The organism is Polyangium sp. 15x6, assembly GCF_029960785.1.
In the GTDB taxonomy this organism is placed as follows: Bacteria; Myxococcota_A; Polyangia; order Polyangiales; family Polyangiaceae; genus Polyangium.
Window position 1 is genome coordinate 1 of sequence record NZ_JASBQE010000046.1, and the last position, 17,138, is coordinate 17,138.

Annotated in this window: 9 protein-coding genes; 6 read left to right on the forward strand and 3 right to left on the reverse strand. The window is 68.8% G+C overall.

The annotated features are described in order from the left end of the window. A partial coding sequence (locus QHF83_RS29195; RefSeq protein ID WP_282421255.1) for a cellulose binding domain-containing protein occupies positions 1–637 on the forward strand: 637 nt, incomplete at its 5' end. Further along, a complete protein-coding gene (locus QHF83_RS29200) occupies positions 634–1,701 on the forward strand; it encodes a glycoside hydrolase family 5 protein (RefSeq protein WP_282421256.1) in 1,068 nt (355 codons plus the stop codon). The genes QHF83_RS29195 and QHF83_RS29200, both read left to right, overlap by 4 nt. Positions 1,702–1,707: 6 nt before the next feature. Here QHF83_RS29200 and QHF83_RS29205 read toward each other — a convergent pair whose 3' ends face one another. Next, on the reverse strand, positions 1,708–4,143 hold the full coding sequence (locus QHF83_RS29205; protein WP_282421257.1) for an ATP-binding protein: 2,436 nt from the start codon (positions 4,141–4,143) through the stop codon (positions 1,708–1,710). A gap of 202 nt (positions 4,144–4,345) precedes the next feature. Here QHF83_RS29205 and QHF83_RS29210 point away from each other — a divergent pair, with 202 nt between their 5' ends. Then, positions 4,346–7,519 (forward strand): PAS domain-containing protein, encoded by a 3,174-nt coding sequence (locus tag QHF83_RS29210; protein ID WP_282421258.1) that lies wholly within the window; start codon positions 4,346–4,348, stop codon positions 7,517–7,519. A gap of 15 nt (positions 7,520–7,534) precedes the next feature. Here the strand turns inward: QHF83_RS29210 and QHF83_RS29215 are convergent, their stop codons facing one another. Together QHF83_RS29215 and QHF83_RS29220 are read right to left on the reverse strand one after the other, a co-directional pair. Further along, a complete protein-coding gene (locus QHF83_RS29215) occupies positions 7,535–8,476 on the reverse strand; it encodes an STAS domain-containing protein (RefSeq protein WP_282421259.1) in 942 nt (313 codons plus the stop codon). 204 nt (positions 8,477–8,680) lie between these two features. Beyond that, positions 8,681–11,875: a serine/threonine-protein kinase gene (locus tag QHF83_RS29220; protein WP_282421260.1), complete on the reverse strand. Its 3,195-nt coding sequence runs from the start codon at positions 11,873–11,875 to the stop codon at positions 8,681–8,683. A gap of 49 nt (positions 11,876–11,924) precedes the next feature. On the opposite strand from QHF83_RS29220, the gene QHF83_RS29225 reads away from it, so the two are divergent. The 3 genes from QHF83_RS29225 to QHF83_RS29235 all read left to right on the forward strand — a co-directional run bounded on the left by QHF83_RS29225 (position 11,925) and on the right by QHF83_RS29235 (position 16,967). Continuing rightward, the gene (locus QHF83_RS29225; RefSeq protein WP_282421261.1) at positions 11,925–12,824 is read left to right on the forward strand and encodes a sigma-70 family RNA polymerase sigma factor; all 900 of its coding nucleotides are present in this window, start codon (positions 11,925–11,927) and stop codon (positions 12,822–12,824) included. Between the two features lie 130 nt (positions 12,825–12,954). Next, positions 12,955–13,752 carry a hypothetical protein gene (locus QHF83_RS29230; protein WP_282421262.1) on the forward strand — a complete coding sequence of 266 codons (798 nt, stop codon included), beginning with the start codon at positions 12,955–12,957 and terminating at the stop codon, positions 13,750–13,752. Between the two features lie 386 nt (positions 13,753–14,138). Further along, positions 14,139–16,967 carry an AAA family ATPase gene (locus QHF83_RS29235; protein ID WP_282421263.1) on the forward strand — a complete coding sequence of 943 codons (2,829 nt, stop codon included), beginning with the start codon at positions 14,139–14,141 and terminating at the stop codon, positions 16,965–16,967. Positions 16,968–17,138 lie beyond the last annotated feature (171 nt).

Consider the following 17,138-nt stretch of genomic DNA (forward strand, 5'->3'; position numbering starts at 1 on the left):
CGGGCCGGGCGGCGGCGGCCCGGGCGGCGGCGGCCCGGGCGGGGCGGGCGGCGCGAGCAGTTCGAGCTCCAGTGCGAGCAGCTCCTCCAGCGCGAGCAGCTCGAGCTCCAGCGCGAGCAGCTCCTCCAGCGCGAGCAGCTCGTCCAGCAGCTCCAGCTCCTCGGGCGCGGGCGGCGCGCCGCCGGCCGGATTGCACGTTCAGTACAAGGCGTCAGATACCAACGCGACGAACGCCGAGATCAAGCCTCATTTCAACGTCGTGAACGGCAGCGACGTCTCCGTGCCGCTCGCCGAGCTCACGATCCGGTACTACTACACGCTGGAGCCGAACGGCTCGCAGACCGAGGTATTTCACTGCGATTATGCGTTCGTCGGGTGTGGGAAGGTGTCGGGCGCGTTCATGACGACCTCGGGCGCGAACGCCGACCATTATCTCGAGGTGTCGTTCAGCGGCGCCGACGTCCTCGCGCCGGGCGGGCAGAGCGGCGAGATCCAGGCTCGCTACAACAAGATGGATTACGCGAGCTACGACGAGACGAACGATTACTCGTTCGATCCGACGAAGACCGCGTTCGCCGACTGGGACAAGGTCACGCTCTACCACAATGGCACGCTCGTCTGGGGGGTGGAGCCGTGAGTCGATACGCGTGGGTCCTCGGCGCGTGCGGGCTTCTTTTCCTGAGCGCAGCGGGGTGTGATCCCGGGAGCGCCCAGAGCCAGAGCCCACCGGCCACCATCGATCCCCGGGACACGGGCTCGGACGACGATGTCGGCTCGGGAGACATGGGCCCCACGCCGGTCGAGCTCCATGGGCAGCTCGAGGTGGTCGGCACGGAGCTTCGTGATCAAAATGGCGACCGCATGCAGCTCAAGGGCCCGAGCAGCATGTGGCTGAACTGGGAGAACGAAGGGTTCGCGCAGAACCTCGAGGCTCTACGCTGGATGCGGAACAACTGGCGCGCGACCGTGATCCGCGCCGCCATGGGCGTCGAGCCGGACGGGGCGTACCTGACGAACCCCGACAAGGCACGGAGCCAGGTCGAGCAGATCGTCGACAATGCGATCGCCGCGGGCGTGTACGTGATCATCGATTGGCACGATCACAACGCCCATCAGCACAAAGATCAAGCAGCGCAGTTCTTCAGCGAGATGGCCACGAAATACGGCGACAAACCCAACGTGATCTACGAGCCGTTCAACGAGCCTCTGGATCTCGATTGGCAGGGCACGCTGAAGCCGTATCACGAGGCCGTGATCGCGGCGATCCGCGCGAAGGATCCGGACAACGTGATCGTGCTCGGCACGCCGAACTGGTCGCAGGACGTGGACCGCGCCGCAGAGTCACCGGTGGCCGGGACGAACCTCCTTTACACGTTGCATTTCTACGCGTGTACGCACACCGATTGGCTGCGCGGCAAGGCCGACGGGGCCCGCGCCAAAGGTTTGCCCCTGCTCGTGACGGAGTGGGGGGCCACGCACGCCGACGGCGGGACCGACGGGCAAGTCTGTCTGGACGCGGCTCGCCTCTGGCACGAGTGGATGAACACGCACGGGATCGGCTGGACCGCCTGGAAGCTCGACAACTGCGGGCAGGACTCGAGCTGTATTCTCGCGCCCAATGCCCCCGTCACGGGCGGGTGGACGAGCACGTTCCTGAAGGGACACGGCGTGTTCGTCCGGGCGCGTATGCAGGACGAGTGACCCGTCTCAGGCGGCCCGAGACAGCCCTTCCCGGGGCTCCGCTCCCTCGACGGGGAGCGTGAAAAAGAACGTGGTCCCTTTGTCGATCGCGCTCTCGACCCAGACCTTGCCGCCGTGCGCGGCGACGAAGCCCTGCACGATGGCGAGCCCGAGGCCGCTTCCCTTGTAGCCCGACCTGGTGCTCCGCCAATACGGCTGGAAGAGATGGCCGATTTCGTTCGCCGGGATGCCTCGCCCCGTGTCCGAGACCGAGAACGCGACCTCCTTGCCGCGCGCCTCGGCCTGAAGGACGATCGATCCGCCCGGGTCGGTGACCTGGATGGCGTTGCTGATGAGGTTGGCGAAGACCTGCATCACCCGGTCGCGGTCGCAATGGACCCGGGGGAGCTCGGCCGCGATCTCGCTGCGGAGCGATACCCCCTTCTCGCGCGCCCGATCATGAAATCCGGCCATGGCTTCGGTCGCGAGCCGATACGGATGTTCGGGCGCCGGTACGACGGTGACGTGTCCGGTCTCGATGCTCGATACATCCATGATGTCGGATATCATTCGCGCCATCTGCTGCGCCGCACGCGAGATGATGTCCGCCGGCTTGCGAAAACACGCATACACCTCGTCGGAGGCCGCGCGTAACGTCAAAAACTGTACCGCACCCATGATGCTGGCGAGGGGGTTTCGCAGGTCGTGCGATACGATGGCAAGGACCTGGTCTCTCGCCCCGATGGCGGCCTTGAGCTCGGTGACGTCCATGCTCACGCCGACGAGGTGGGCCCTGTGCCCGGTCCGCAAAAGGTGGACGCCCGTCCGCAACCAGGATACCCGACCGTCGCGCCGGAGGAAGCGGTGATCGAAGGGGGCGGGGCTCTCCTCGTCCTGGCATCGCCGGAAATGGGACAAGAGCGCGTCGAGATCCTCCTGCGGGACGCGCGCGGCCCAGAACTTCGGCGAACGTTTCCATTCCTCGGCGGTGAAGCCCGTCGCAGTGGCCGCGCGGCTGCTCACGAAGGAGAAGGCGAGCGAATTGGGATCCGCCTCCCACACGACGACGTGATCGAGGTTGTTGATGAGGTCGAGATAACGGATGCGTTCGAAATCGATCTCGGTGATGAGCCGCTCGCGCTCCTCCTCGGCGCGCTTGCGGTCCGTGATGTCGACGAGCGCCGCGACGGCCGCGACGATGCGCCCGGCGGAGTCACGAATGGGCGCGCCCGTATTCAAGATGAAGCCGTAGGTGCCGTCGCCGCGCAGGATCCTGAGCTCCTGCCGGACCGTCTCGCCGTTCAGGATGGCGCGCGCGAGCGCCCATTCCTTGGGGTTCAGAGGCCGACCATTCACGAGGTGGAAGCCCCGCCAGGTCCGATACTCCTCGATGTTGCTCGATGGCTCGAACGGGCGGCGCCAGATCTCGGCCACCTGCCGATTGCCCATGATCATCCTGCCGGAGGGCGCCTCGGCGAGGACGACGCCGGCCGGCATCTGCTCGACGACGGCCGCGAGCCGGGCGCGCTCCACCTCGAGCCTTTCACGGAGCATGCTTTGAGAAATCGCGGTCGTGGCGCGACCGGCGAGGGCGCCGAACAGATGTTTGTCCTGCTCGGAGAATTCAGAGGTGCTCCGGGAGCCCATGTGCGCGACGCCGAGGACGCGAGCTCCATCGACGAGAGGAACCCCATAGAGAGCTTTCACGCCCTTCGCGCGGAGGATCGGACTCTTGACGAGCGGGTCCTCCGAAGCGTTCCGAAGGAAGATCGGGCGCTGCTCCGTGGCAATCGTCCCCGCGAATCCCTCGCCGACCTTCAAAGAGAACCCTTGCGAGACCTCCTCCTCGAGACCCACGGCCGCTCGAACGCGCAAGATGTCGTCCTCACACAGGAGGATCACGGCGGTGTCGACGGAAGCCGTGGCGCCGAGGAACACGCCGAGGAGCCGCTGCAAAAGCTCGTTCAGGCTCCGGGCTTCGAGGGACGCGGTGGAGATTCGGTCGAGGGCCTCGAGCGTGCGCCTACTCGCGCGGGTATAACGATCGACCGAGGTCGCGACGGCCGTGTCGATGGCCCAGTTCAGGACCGAAAGGGCCTCGGGGTACTCGACCAGGAGCTGTTTCTGCAAGAAATGCTTCGTGATCGTGGCCCGGAGCGCGGCGTATTCGGCGACGACTTCGCCGAGATCGAAGCCGGCTTCCAGGCGATCGCGGGCATGGCTCTCGGCCGCCTCCTCTAGCGGCTCTGGGGGCCGGCCCGCCGCCATCTGGTCGACCATCTCGGCGATGCGCTCGAGGAGCTCGGGCACATGGTCCATCAAGACCGGGCGCGCGAGGGAACGAGCGACGGGGAGCTTTCGGACGGCCTGCTCCCATTTCGCTAGGATCTCCGGCTCCAGGTCCCGCAAGAGCTCCGACAGGCTCGGCCCGCGGGGTGCGCCTCTGGAATCTTGCGTGCTCATCGGTCTCCGTCGCCAGCGGCAGGCGCGTGCGGCACAGCTCGCGTTTCACCGTTGCAACGAACGAGCCAGCGATCAGGCGAGAAACCAGCCTGCGCGGCCAGCCAAACCTCTGCGTCGTGCGCGGGGATGGAGGAGCGAGCTCGTGATCTTCTCCGACAACCCTTCTCGCCTCCGGGGCTGTGGGCTAGAACCGCCCGGCGCCATGCCATTCGATCCCACCAACTTCGATCGCCACCCGGACGGCGTCATGCGGCTTCGCGTCGTGCGCGACGAGGCCGGCGCGCCCAGCGATTTCGAATGGTCATACCTGAATGCCGCGGCATCCCGGGCGCTTTCGCGGAGCGACCTCGTCGGCAAGACGATAGGTCGAGAGATCCCGATATTTCTGGAGAATGGGCTTTATGCTGCCCTCGAAGCCACGAACCGCTCCGGCGAGCCGTGCAGCTTCGACCTTCCTTCGTTCACCCTCACGGGGCTGAAGGATGGCGACGGCGTGTTCGTGTTTCTTCAGCGAAAGGACGAGATACGGGCCGACGAGCTCGAGCTCGCGGATCTCGCCGATAGAAAGCGTCTGGAGCAGGAGCGCGAGGAGCTGCTCGCGCGGCTCGATGCGCTGATCACGCACGCGCCGGTTGCAATCGTGGCATTCGACCGCGAGCTGCGGATCGTCTCGCTCAACGAGGAGGCAGCGCTCGACGGGAGGACCATCGACAGCCACCTCGGCAGGACCCTCGGCGAGCTGCGGCCAGCGTGGGCCGAGCGGGTCGAGCCGCTGCTTCGGCAGGTCCGCGACGCCGGGGAAGCCATTCGCGGCGTGGAGTTCCGCGGGCCGGGCAGCGCTCCGAACGAGGAGCGCCACTGGGTGATGAACTACTATGCGATCCGCGACCGCCGCGGCGAGGTGCGCGGCGTCGGCGTCGTATCCCTGGACATCACGGCCCAGAAGCGGGTCGAGAATCAATTGCGGGAGAGCGAGGAGCGCTTCCAGCAATTCATGCGCAATTGCCCGGCATCGGCTTACATCAAGGACGCCGAGTTGCGGTACGTCTGGGTGAACGCCTACCTCGAACGGAGGCTCGACCGCCCTCTCGCGCAATGGATCGGGGAGACGGACGCCGACTTCTTCCCGCCGGAGGAGGCCGCGCGCGTCGGCGAGAATGATCGCGCCGTGCTCACCAGCGGCGCCGTGGCCCGTATCGTGGAGACCGTGACGGTGGCGGGGCGGCCTGCACATTACCTCTCCTACAAGTTCCCGATGCACGATAGCCATGGCCGCGCGATGCTCGCCGGGATGTCGGTGAACATCACCGATCAGGTGGAAGCACAGGAGCGCGTTCGGCGGCTCAATGCGGAGCTCGAGGCGAAGGCGGGCGAGTTGCAGACGGTGCTCGACCTCGTCCCGATTGCGATTTTCATGGCGCATGATCCGAACTGCCTTCGCGTCACCGGCAATCGTGCTGCCGCCGAGCTCATCGACGCGAGAGGGCGGGCAAACCTTTCCTTGACGGCGGAGTCCGAAGAGCGTCGCACGCCTCAAAGGCTCCTGCACGAAGGGCGCGAGCTCGGGCCGATGGAGATGCCCATGCGGCGAGCCGCGCGGGGCCACCCGGTCCGTGGCGAAGAATACGATATCGTATTCGAGGATGGCCGCAGAAAGCATATCTTCGGGTATGCGTCGCCGCTCTACGACGCCGAGCACAACATCCGGGGGAGCATCGCGGCGTTTCTGGACATCACCGATCGCAAGTTCACCGAAGCCAATCTCGAACGACGCACGCGGCGGCTCCAGCTTCTCTGGGAGGCGGCCCGCATCTTGATGACCGTTCACGACGTGGATGCGATGGTTCGCGCGCTTTTCGAGAAGATCCGCGCCGATCTCGGGCTCGACCTCTACGAGACCTGCATGGTCGAGCCCGGAGCTCCGCGCTTGCGCCTCGTATCGAGCGCCGGGATCCCGCCCGAAGCCGTCGAGGCGCTGGCGCCCTCCGGCTTCGGCGCATTTATTTGCGGCGAGGTCGCGGAGCGCTCGGAGCCCATCGTCCTGACCGACGTGCAGCGCTCGACCGATGCAAGGGCAGATTCGCTTCGCGAGCACGGCGTACAGGCGTACGTCTGCAATCCGCTCATGGCCGGTGGGCGGCTCGTCGGGACGTTGTCGTTCGGCAGTTGCAGCAAGCGTGCATTCACGCAGGACGAGGTGGAGTTTCTCGAGACCATCACGCAGTACGTCGCCGTCGCGGGCGAGCGGCTGCGGCTCATCGAGCAGCTCCGCGAGGCGGATCGACGAAAAGACACGTTCATCGCGACGCTCGCCCACGAGCTACGCAATCCGCTCGCCCCCATCCGGAACGCGGTGCAGCTCCTGAAAGCGAAAGGCCCGCCCGATCCGAAGCTCGTCTGGTGTCGGAACGTGATCGACAGGCAGGTCCATCACATGACCCGATTGCTCGAAGACCTGCTGGACGTCTCGCGTATCTCCCGCGGGAAGCTCGAATTGCGAAGGGAGCGCGCCGCGCTGACCTCCGTCATCGATGTCGCCGTCGAGACGAGCCGGCCGGTGATCGAAGCCGGGCGGCATCAGCTCACGGTGAGCCTTCCGGCGGGCTCGATCTGCGTCGACGGGGATCCCGTGCGGCTCGCCCAGATCTTCTCGAATTTGCTCAACAACGCGGCGAAATACACGCCCGAGGGAGGCAAGATCTCGCTTTCCGTCGAGCGTCGAGAGGCGATGGTGGTCGTGGCGGTCAGGGACAACGGCATCGGCATCACGAGCGACATGCTGCCGAGGGTGTTCGACATCTTCGCGCAGGCGGCGCCTGCGCTCGAGCGGGCGCAGGGGGGGCTCGGCATTGGTTTGTCGCTCGTGAAGGGGCTCGTGGAGCTGCACGGGGGAAAGGTATCGGTGCGGAGCGATGGACCGAATGGCGGGAGCGAGTTCCGTGTCGAGCTCCCGACCGTCGGATTGCCGCAGGGCAGCGAGTCCCACGAGGACGCCACGTCCATGCTCGGGGTGAAGCATCGCGTGCTCGTGGTCGACGACAATGTCGACAATGCCGATAGCCTCGCCGCGCTGCTGGAGATCATGGGCAGCGAGGTGAGGACCGCCTACGACGGCGAGCAAGCGCTCCGGGTCGCCGAGTCGTTCAAGCCGACCGTGATGCTGCTCGACATCGGAATGCCGCGGATGAACGGCTATGAGGTCTGCCGTAGGCTCCGCGAGCAGGCGTGGGGGCGCGCCGTTTTCCTCATTGCAATGACCGGCTGGGGACAGGCCGAGGACCGTCGTCAGACCCAAGAGGCGGGCTTCGACTACCATCTCGTCAAGCCGGTGGACAATACCGCGCTGATGAAGCTCCTGGCGGAGCGCAGCCCGTAGGGAAGGGGAGCGCTTCTATCGCCGTACCAGGGCGCAGCGCAATCCTTCCTGCAGGGTCGCGAAGGTGCACACATTCTCGAAACCGAGGTCGTCCTCCACCAGCGTGCGCGCCGTTCGCGTGGAGATGCCGACGACCATGCATTGCGCACCCAGCAATTCGGCCGCGCGCACCGCGTCCCGCAGATAACGCGCCGCGTTCGCATCGAGGACGGGCACGCCCGTGACGTCGAGGATGACCTTCTCCGCGCTCGCCTCCACGATCGACCGGAGCAGGACCTCGAGGATTCGCGCGCCGCGCGCCGCGTCGATGCGGCCGATCAGCGGCACGGCGAGGATGCCCTTCCAGATCCGGAGCACGGGCGTGGACAACGCGGCGATCGCCTGCTGCTGCTCCTCGCTCACACGAAGCTGCTCCGCGAGCTCCGCGGTGCGCGCGGTCACGGCGGCCTCGAGCTGCTCCTTCTGCTGCCGCAGCTCCTCCTCCGAATGCTTGAGCTCGCCGACGTCGAAATGGAGCTGTATCACCTCGCATACATCGCCGTTCGCTCCCTGGACCGGGAGGAGCGCCGAGGCGACCCAGCGAACATTCCCCTGTTCGACAGCTTCGTTCTGGCGCGGATCATACCGGATGGTGGGCAACCGCGCAGCCTTTCCTTCCAGGAACGCCTGCTCGATGAGATGCATGAACCCCTGCGCGGCGATCTGGGGGTCCTGGAGCAGCCTGTAATCGGCGGTTTGCTCGAGACGTGTGTGCCAGAGCTGCTCCCAGCCCGCGTTTACCTCCTTGGTGCGGCTCTCGAGATCGTAGACTTGCAGGCTGACGACGCCGCCGTCGAACAGGGCCTGGTAACGCCGCGCCGGGATTTCCAGCTCGGCAATGCGCCGCCGCAGCGCCGCGTTCTCGCGCGCGAGGTCCTCGTGCGCCTGTTCGGCGTCAATCGATTGTCGTGGATTCATTGTCCGGCATTCACGACGGCCAGGTGGCCGTGCCCGCATCACGAGGAATGACGATGCGAGCGCTGGACGGATTTTACGTACACCAACGGGTACAGCGCAAGCGGAAAAAACAGTGGCATTCACCCGGCTCAGCACGCCCAGAAGGCGGCCCGTGCGAGGACCCCCAGCTTGGGTTCTCGTAATGGCGAGAGGATGGCCAATCGATCACCGCCGAATGCGAGCCACCCATGCCTCGACGTCCGCGGCGGCGGCCTCCGCCCTCGGCCCGGCCGCGAGATATCCCGCCCGAGCCTCGTCCGCGAGCACGACCGCGCGCTGCCGGTCCTCCCCGGCCGCCACGAGCGCATGCGCGAGGGAATACCGTGCGTCCGCCAGCTTGGTCGGGTCGCCCGGATGACGCAGGAGCAAAGCGACCGCGCGCTCGAGCAGCGGAATGGCTCGTTTCGGCGCGTGACGCTCGATATGGATGTCCGCGAGTGGGACGAGCGCGTCCGCGAGCGAAGGGTGCTCCTTCCCGAGCCGCGCCTCGTTGATGGCGAGGGAGCGCTCGACGAGCGGCTCGGCTGCATCGAGGCGGCCGACCGCGCCATAGATCCTGCCCAGCATGTCGAGCGTGCTCGCGACGAGCGGATGCTCGGGCCCGAGCGCCTTCTCACGAATCTCGAGCGCGCGGCGCAGGAGCGAGAGCGCCTCCTCGTGGTCCCCTTCGTCGTGACGCACGATGGCAATGAAGACCAGCGTGCTGGCGACGACGGCGTGGCCCGCGCCGAGGATTTTTTCACGTATCGCGAGCGAGCGACGGTAATGGTCGAGCGCCTCCTGTTTGCGCCCCAGCATGTGCAGGGCACGCCCCATGGCTTCGAGGCAGCTTGCCGCTTGCTCGGAGTCCTCGCCGCGCTTCTGGCGCTCCCCCTCGTAGGCCTGCTGGAAGAGGGGCAGCGCCGCGGCGTGGTTGCCTCGGACGGTGAGGGTCCTGGCCAGATCGAAGAGCGCCGTCAATCGCACCGGGTGCTCGGGCGGCAAGCTTCGCTCGCTGCTCTCGACGATGGCTCGGCTCTCGGCCTCGGCCTCGGCCAGCGCGCCACTCTCCAGGTGGACGAGGACGAGCGCCCGGCGCGCGCGCAGCGCCGACGGATGGTCTTTGCCGAGCGTATTCGACAAGGTGGCGATCGCTCGATCGACGGAGGCTCGGGCTTCGGCGAGCTTGCCCTGATAGCGTTGCGCGCTCCCGAGCCCTTGCAGCGAGGCCGCGAGGAGCTCCGGATCGTGGGGCGCGAATCGCTCGACCTGCTCGACGGCGTGCCGGCAATCCGCCTCGATCTGCGGCGCATCGGCGAGCGCATTGCCTCGCGTGCAGATCCGCACGGACAGCCGCGCGAGGAGCTCCGGATTGGCCCCGCGTCTGCGAAGCGACGCCCGCGCATACTCCAGAGCACGCGCGGCCTCGTCGACCCGGCGCACGTCGAAGGCCAGAATGCCGAACAGATCGACCCAGGCGCTCGCCACGATCTCGTCATGGTGGCTCGAAATCGCCGCGTGGGCCGCCGCGTGATAGTCCACCTCGGCTTCGCGATCCTTGCCGAGGAGGTCGCGAAAGCGCGCGCGCAGGTAGAGCGCCTCCGCTTCCAGCGGCCCATAACGTGTCTCGGCGGCGCGCTGGACCAGAGGATCGACCCGCGAGAGCCCGTCCTGGTAACGACCCACGGCGAGCTCCGCGCGCGCGCGGGAGAGATCTCCCGTGACCCGGTCGATCGCCTCCTGCGCCGCCGGATCCGCCGGACGCGGATCCATCGAGGAGAGCGATTCCAGGTTTTCGCAATCGCTGACGGGCGCGAGCTCGGAGACCGCATGCGCGCTCTCGTCGACCACGGCGACGTCGGCCTGCGCGAGCGCCTGGGTGAGCGCGCCGAGATCCGCGAGCCGCCGCTCGAGGCATACCATGCGCCGGCCGAGCTGCTCTTCCGTCTGCTCGCCGCGTACCCGCGTCGCCTCGCAGGCTTGTGTATGCGCGTCCGCCCATTCCGTCGCTCGCCGGTCGAGGTGCGCCGCGATCTGGTCGAAGGCGCCCGCCGCATAGGGCAGCCCGGTCGCGAGGAACGCTTCGCGGACGGCGGCACGCCCGGACGCGTCCCACACGCCCTCGAGCCTCCTCGACGCCCCACGACAAGGCGGCTCCGCGGAAGGCCCCATCGACGCACGGACGACCCCGCCCGCGACGACCGCCGCGAGCAGGGGGACGACCCACATCGCAATCCGCCGGCGGAGCGCGCGCCGATCCCGCTCGAGGATGGCGAGCAGATCCACGAGCGAGGCATGCCGGGCTTCGGGCTTCACGGACAAACCACGCCGGAGGGCCTCGTTCAGCCAGGCAGGGATATCGGCCGCGTGCGGGGCGTGGATGTCTCCGCGCTGAATGGCGTCGAGGATCTCGGCCGGTGTATCGCCGCGGAAGGGGCGTGCGCCGTGGAGAGCCTCGTGGAGGGCGACACAAAAGCTGAATTGGTCCGCGCGCGCGTCGGCGCGTCGGCCCTGATGTTGCTCGGGCGCCATGTAGGCGGGGGTGCCGGCGATGACGGTCTGCACCGCCTCCGCCTCCGCGCCCGAGCTCGATGCTTTCGTGCCCCGGGGAAGCCCGTCCCGCGCGAGGCCGAAATCGAGCACCCGAACTCTGCCATCGCGCCCGACCACCACGTTCGCGGGCTTGAAGTCACGGTGCACGATCCCCATCGCGTGCGCGGCGGCGAGCCCCCGGCCCGCCTGGAGGAACACCGGGAGGAGCTCGTGCAAGGGGCGACGGCGCTCCGCGAGCCACGCGGCGAGCGTAGGCCCCTCGACGAACTCCATCACGATGAAGACGTTTCCGTCGGTCACCCCCACGTCGTGGATCGAGACCACGTTCGGATGAGCGAGGCGCGCCAGCGTCTGCGCCTCGGAGAGCAGGCGCGCTCGGGTCGGCTCGCTCCCTTCCCCTCGGTTCTCGGCGCGGAGCACCTTCAATGCCACCCGCCGGTTCAGCTCCGGGTCGTAGGCGGCATACACGACGCCCATACCACCGGCGCCCACCCGGGAGAGCACGACGTAGCGGCTGACGGCGCTTCCAGGCTGAAGCGGAGCCTCGGCGCCGGGGGGACACGTGCCCATGACCGTCGTGGCTTCGCCCCTGGGACGAGCGGCGAGCTCCGGCGTCGCGCCGCTCTCCCGTGACGTGTGGAGGGGCTGTCCCACCACGGCGAGCAGCTCCTGGCACGCGGGGCATTCGTCCACGTGGTGCTCGGTCCGCGCGGCCATCTCGGGGGCGAGGTGGCCGCCGAGGAGCGCGTTCAGCGTGTTCTCACCCGGGCAATCCATGCGGAGACAGGGCACGTTATCGTGCGCGTCTTCCGCGGGCAAGGGCGCCACGGCGCGCCTCTTGGCAGGAGCCGCTCCCGTGATGCTACCATGCGTGCACATGGGAGACGGCACGGCTCTGGCTCGCTGCTTCTCGACTGCGTGGAGAGCCGCGCGGCCGGATGCTCCCGCGGATTGGCTCGATCTGGACGCGGCCTCGCTCGAGGCGGCGCTCGCCTCCCTCCTCGCCGCGGCGCGCGCGTGCTTCCCCGACGTGAAAATCGAGCCCGACGTATTCATTCCCTACCTCGCGGCGAGGGTGGACACGGACGCGCCATTGATTCGCGCGCTGTCGCCCCGCGCGGGCGCGGATCTGTACCTCGCCTGCGCTTGCGCCCGCGGCGACGCGACGGCCATCGCGACGTTCGACAAGACCTTGCTGCGCGACGTCACGGCTGCGCTCGCCCGTATCGACCTCGGGAGCACCACGCTGGAGGACCTCCGGGACCGTATCCGGCATCGTATCCTGGTCGGCGAGGGCGGTTCGCTCCCCCGGATCGCCGAATACGCGGGCCGGGGGGATCTGCGCGGCTGGCTCCGTGTCGTCGCCGTCCGCGAGGCGCTCGGCCTTTTGCGCAAACAGAAGCGTGAAGAGCGCGCCCACCTCGAGCTCGCCCAGATCGACCCCGCGTCGGGTGATCCCGAGCTCGCCCGGATCGAGCGACTTTACCACGAGGAGTTCCAGAGCGCGTTCCGGGAAGCGCTGGCCTCGCTGTCGCCGCGCGAGCGCAACCTGCTCCGCCAGCACTACCAGCAGGGCCTCGGCATCGATGAGCTCGGTGTGCTCTACGACATCCACCGCGCGACGGCCGCCCGCTGGGTCGCCCGCGCCCGCGAGCGCCTCGCCTCCGGCACGCGGCAGCGCATGCGCGAGCGCCTTCAGGTCGAGCGCGGCGAGCTGGACGACATTCTCCGCCTCATCCAGAGCCGGCTCGAGATCACCTTGCGGTCGCAGGGCTAGGGGGCGAGGGGGCGACGTCGACGTCTCGAAAAAAAATGCGACTTCGGGGCGCGCCGAGCATCCCCCGGATGCTGGGCCTGCGCCTGAAGGCGCGCCGTCAGACAGCATGCTGACGTCCGGAGTTGTGAAAATGAACACCAAAGCCTTCTCCCTTCTGCTCGCTTTGTCTCTCTCGCTGGCTGCGTGCAGCAACGTGCGACAAACGACGCCCCTCGCCTACGCGGGCGACGATGGGCGATCCACGGTGGCGTCGCTCGAGGGAGCCATTCAAAAGCGAGGCTATCGCCCCGTCTGCAAAGATCGCGAGTTCTGCAAGTTTCAGTACGGCCAGGAGGTCTGGGTCCATTTCAAGACGGGATCCGACAAGGTGGTGATGGCCGTCGACGTGGTCGATGGCAAGAAGATGCCCGCAGACAAGCGAAAAGCGCTGACGGACGAGGCGACGGCCGTCGGGGAGGCGATCTGGCGCGAGGCGAGCGCGGAGGCGATCGAGCGCGAAAAGGTCGCAGCCGAAAAGGCGAAGGCCGAGGCCGCGGCGCGCGCCGAGGCGGAGCGGAGGGAAGAGGAGCGCAAGACGGCCGAGGCCAAGGCCTCCGGGAACGGGGGTTCGAGCGGCGGCGGGCTCGGCGGATTCCTCGGCGCGGCCGCCGACGTCCTCGGGGGCATCCAGGTCAACACGGGGCCCGGGCAGGGCAATGGCTCGGGAGGCGGGCAGGGCAATGCCTCGGCGCATTGCTGCGTGAACGGCTCCTATTACCAGTGCCCCTCGGCCGCGGCCGTGAACAAATGCGCCGGCGAGTCCGCCGCGTGCCTCTCGCGCTGCATGTCGAGCAGCGACATGAGCTGCGGCGAGCGCTGCATGAAGGAGCACCCGCCGGATCCCTCCGATTGCCAGAGGCAGTCCGACAAAGACGGCCAGTGCAGGTGAATCCAGCCCGGGTCTGAGCACGGATCTCGTCTTGGGGCCGCCGCGCCGGGGCGCTGCCCCGGACCCCGCGGGGGCTGTTCGCCCCTCGACCCGAACCAGCGCAAGCGCTGGACCTCAGGTGGAAGAACTGCGCGATGCGCAGTTCTTCCAACGGGCCCGTTGGAAGACCAGGGACGACGTTGCCCGTCGAAAGGTCAGCGCGGCTGTCTTGGTTGGCAGGGGTCGTTCCTCGGCCTGTTCGATGAACTGCGCATCGCGCAGTTCATCGACCCCGGGTCCAGCGCTTGCGCTGGTCCGGGTCCAGGGGTGGACAACCCCTGGTGGGGCCTGGGGCAACGCCCCAGCGAAACGGCTCCCAGATGAAACCAATCCGCCGACGCCGCGCCGTGACCACGAGCCACGCGCCGCCCGCCCGCTCGCGTCCCCGAGCGGGCCGGGTGAACATGGCGGCCGAGGCGCGGTTCACGATGCTGGATGCCATGAAATCGAGGGCGCCCACGAACGTGTACGAGAGCCCGTCCTCGTTCGTCGGCCGCGCCCTGGATCTCGCGACGATCCTCGCTCGGTTCGACGAGGGCGCGCGGCTCGTCACGATCGTCGCGCCCGGGGGGATGGGGAAGACACGCGTGGCCACGCGGTTCGCGACGCTCCACGGCGCGGCGTACGCGGCGCATGGAGGCGGCGTCTGGTTTTGCGACCTGACGGACGCCGGCGACGTGGCGGCGATGTGCCGCGCCGTGGCGTCGGTCCTCGGCGTGGCGCTCGAACGGACGACGGAGGAGAGTGCCGTGGTGGCGGCGCTGGGGCAGGCGATCGCTCGGAAGAACCGCGTGCTCCTGGTCCTCGACAACGTGGAGCACATCGCGACCGCGGCCGCCGGGGTGGTGGCTGCTTGGATGAAGGTCGCGCCGCACGCGCGCATCCTGGTCACGTCGCGCGCCGTGCTCGGCATCGCGGGCGAGCACCTCGTGCCGCTGGAGCCGCTCCGCGTGCCGGAGCCTGGCGCGAGTCGCGAGGAGCTCTTCGCGACGGAAGGCGTGGTGCTGTTTTTGAGCCGCGCGCGGGAAGTGCGGCCAGATTTCGAGGTCGGGCCGGGCGAGCTCGCGGCGCTCGGGGACGTCGTGCGCGCGACGGACGGGATCCCGCTCGCGATCGAGCTCTGCGCGGCGCGCGTGAGGCTCCTCGGGCTCGGACAGATCCGGAGCCGCCTCGCCGAGCCGCTGGATTTCCTGGTCCGACGCGAGGATCGCGGGCGGCATTCGTCCATGCGGCGCGCGATCCTGGACTCGCTCGTGCAGCTCGACGAGACCGAGCGCGCGTGCTTCGCGGCGTCGTCGGTGTTTCGCGGGGGTTTTACGGTGGAGGCGGCGGAGAGCGTGCTCGCCCGGCCGGGCGCGGACGTCCTCACGGTACTGGATGGGCTCGTCGCGCGCTCGCTCGTACGGATGCGCGCGGAGGGCGACGAGACGCGCTTTTCGCTCTTCGAAGCGATCCGCGAGCTCGCCGCGGAGGAGCTCTCGAAACGGCCGGGAGAGCTCGATCGCGCCGCGAGTCGGCACACCCGCTGGTTCGCGCGGTTCGGCCGCGCGCTCGCCGGGGAAGCGGCCTTCGGCGGCGCCGCGCGGGAGAAGCTCGGCCGCGAGATGGACAACATGGTGGCGGCGCACGCGCGTGCGCTCGTCGACGCCGAGCGTGCGCCCGACGGGGACGGCGCCGAGCTCGCGCTCGGGCTCGCGCTCGCGCTCGAACCGGTCGTCGTGCCGCGAGGTCTGTTCGAGCTCCGGCTCGTGCTGCTCGATCGAGCGATCACGGCTGCGCAGGCGACTGTATCCGGGACGAACCTCCCGGATTTCGCGGCCGCCCTCGTCGCGCGGGGCGTCGCTCGGCGCGAGCTCGGCGACCCGAAGGCCGCGGGCTCGGATCTGGAAGCCGGCCTTGCGCTCGCTCGCGCGCGCGGCGATGCGGCGCTCGAGGCGCTCGCATGCATGCACCTCGGGGAGATCGTCGAGACGCTCGGCCGTACGGTCGAGGCGCGTGCGCACTTCGCGCGAGGGCTCGCGTGCCTCGGGGGCGCGACGGCCGGCCGATCTCGGCGCGCGCGTGAGGCCGAGATCCGGGCGTGCCTCGGGCATGCACTCCGACGCGAGGGCGAGCTCGCGGCGGCCGAACGCGAGGCGAAGCGCGCGCTCGCGCTGTACCGCGAGGCCGATTGCGAGGATCGGCTGCCGAGGGTGCTCTACGAGACGGGGGTCATCGCCCTCTTTCGGGAGAGCTACGCCGAGGCGAGCGCGTGTTTCGACGAGGCGCTCGTGATCGTGCGGCGCATCGGCGACATGCATGCCGAGGGCGCGCTCCTGAGCGCGCAGGGCATCCTCTTCCAGGAACGGGGCAAGCTCGACGAGGCGCTCGCTTGCCATGCGCGCGCGGTGCGGTTGTTTCACGAGATCGGCAGCCGTCATCGCGAGGGCAGCGCGCTCTACTACCTCGGCGGGGCGTTCCTCGAGCGAGGCTCGCCGGGCGAAGCGACGAAGCTCCTCGGGCGCTCGTTCGAGCTGATGGGCGTGGCCGGTTTCCAGCGGTACGAGGCGTTGATCGCCGGGTGCCTCGCGTCGGTGTGGTCCGACGAAGGGGATCCCGAAGCCTCCGCGCAGTGGCTCGCGAAGGCGCGCTGTGCGGCCGCCGCGTGCGAGAGCGAGCCGGCGCTGCAGGCGACGCTCGCGATCCACGAAGCTCACGTCGCGCTGGCCAAGGCGAGCGAGCCCGAGCGAACGCGGCTCCTCGAGAAGGCGCGCGCGCTCGCGCTCGGGCGCTCCAACGACGACGTGCGCTTCGCGCTGCGGATCCTCCTCGCGGCCGGCCGGCATGGACTCGCGGCGCCCGCGGAGGCGCTGGTCATCTCCGACGACGGGGCGCGGTTCCGGCTTCCGGGCGCCCGCGCGTCCGTGGACCTGTCGCGCCGCGCGCCGCTGCGCCGCATCCTGCTCGCCCTCGCGAAGCTACGGGCCTCCGCGCCGGGCCAAACGTTGCCTCTCGACGAGATCGTCCGTGCCGGCTGGCCCGGCGAGCGGATTGGCGCGGACGCCGCGGCGAACCGCGTGCGCGTGGCGCTCGCGACGCTGCGCAAGCTCGGTCTCCGCGAGGTCCTGATGACGGGGCAGGGCGGATACCTCCTCGACCCCGCGACGGCCGTCTACATCCCGTCACGAGGCGCTTGACGGGCTGCGCGGGCGGGCACGCTCCTCGCGCGGCGAAGCGCCATGCCGCAGGCGCGGCGAGGCGCCCGCGCGTGATTCGCATTCCGTAGGAGAGGCGCGATCCGCGCCATCCCAGCGAGATTTGGGCCTGAACGGACAGTCGGAGCGTCGCTTGCCGGCGGCGTGTTCAGC

What these genes read in the sequence shown, in the direction of transcription:
- QHF83_RS29205 (WP_282421257.1), bottom strand. Translation starts at nt 4,143, where the DNA reads ATGAGCACGCAAGATTCCAGAGGCGCACCCCGCGGGCCGAGCCTGTCG.
- QHF83_RS29215 (WP_282421259.1), bottom strand. Translation starts at nt 8,476, where the DNA reads ATGAATCCACGACAATCGATTGACGCCGAACAGGCGCACGAGGACCTC.
- QHF83_RS29210 (WP_282421258.1), top strand. Translation starts at nt 4,346, where the DNA reads ATGCCATTCGATCCCACCAACTTCGATCGCCACCCGGACGGCGTCATG.
- QHF83_RS29230 (WP_282421262.1), top strand. Translation starts at nt 12,955, where the DNA reads ATGAACACCAAAGCCTTCTCCCTTCTGCTCGCTTTGTCTCTCTCGCTG.
- QHF83_RS29225 (WP_282421261.1), top strand. Translation starts at nt 11,925, where the DNA reads ATGGGAGACGGCACGGCTCTGGCTCGCTGCTTCTCGACTGCGTGGAGA.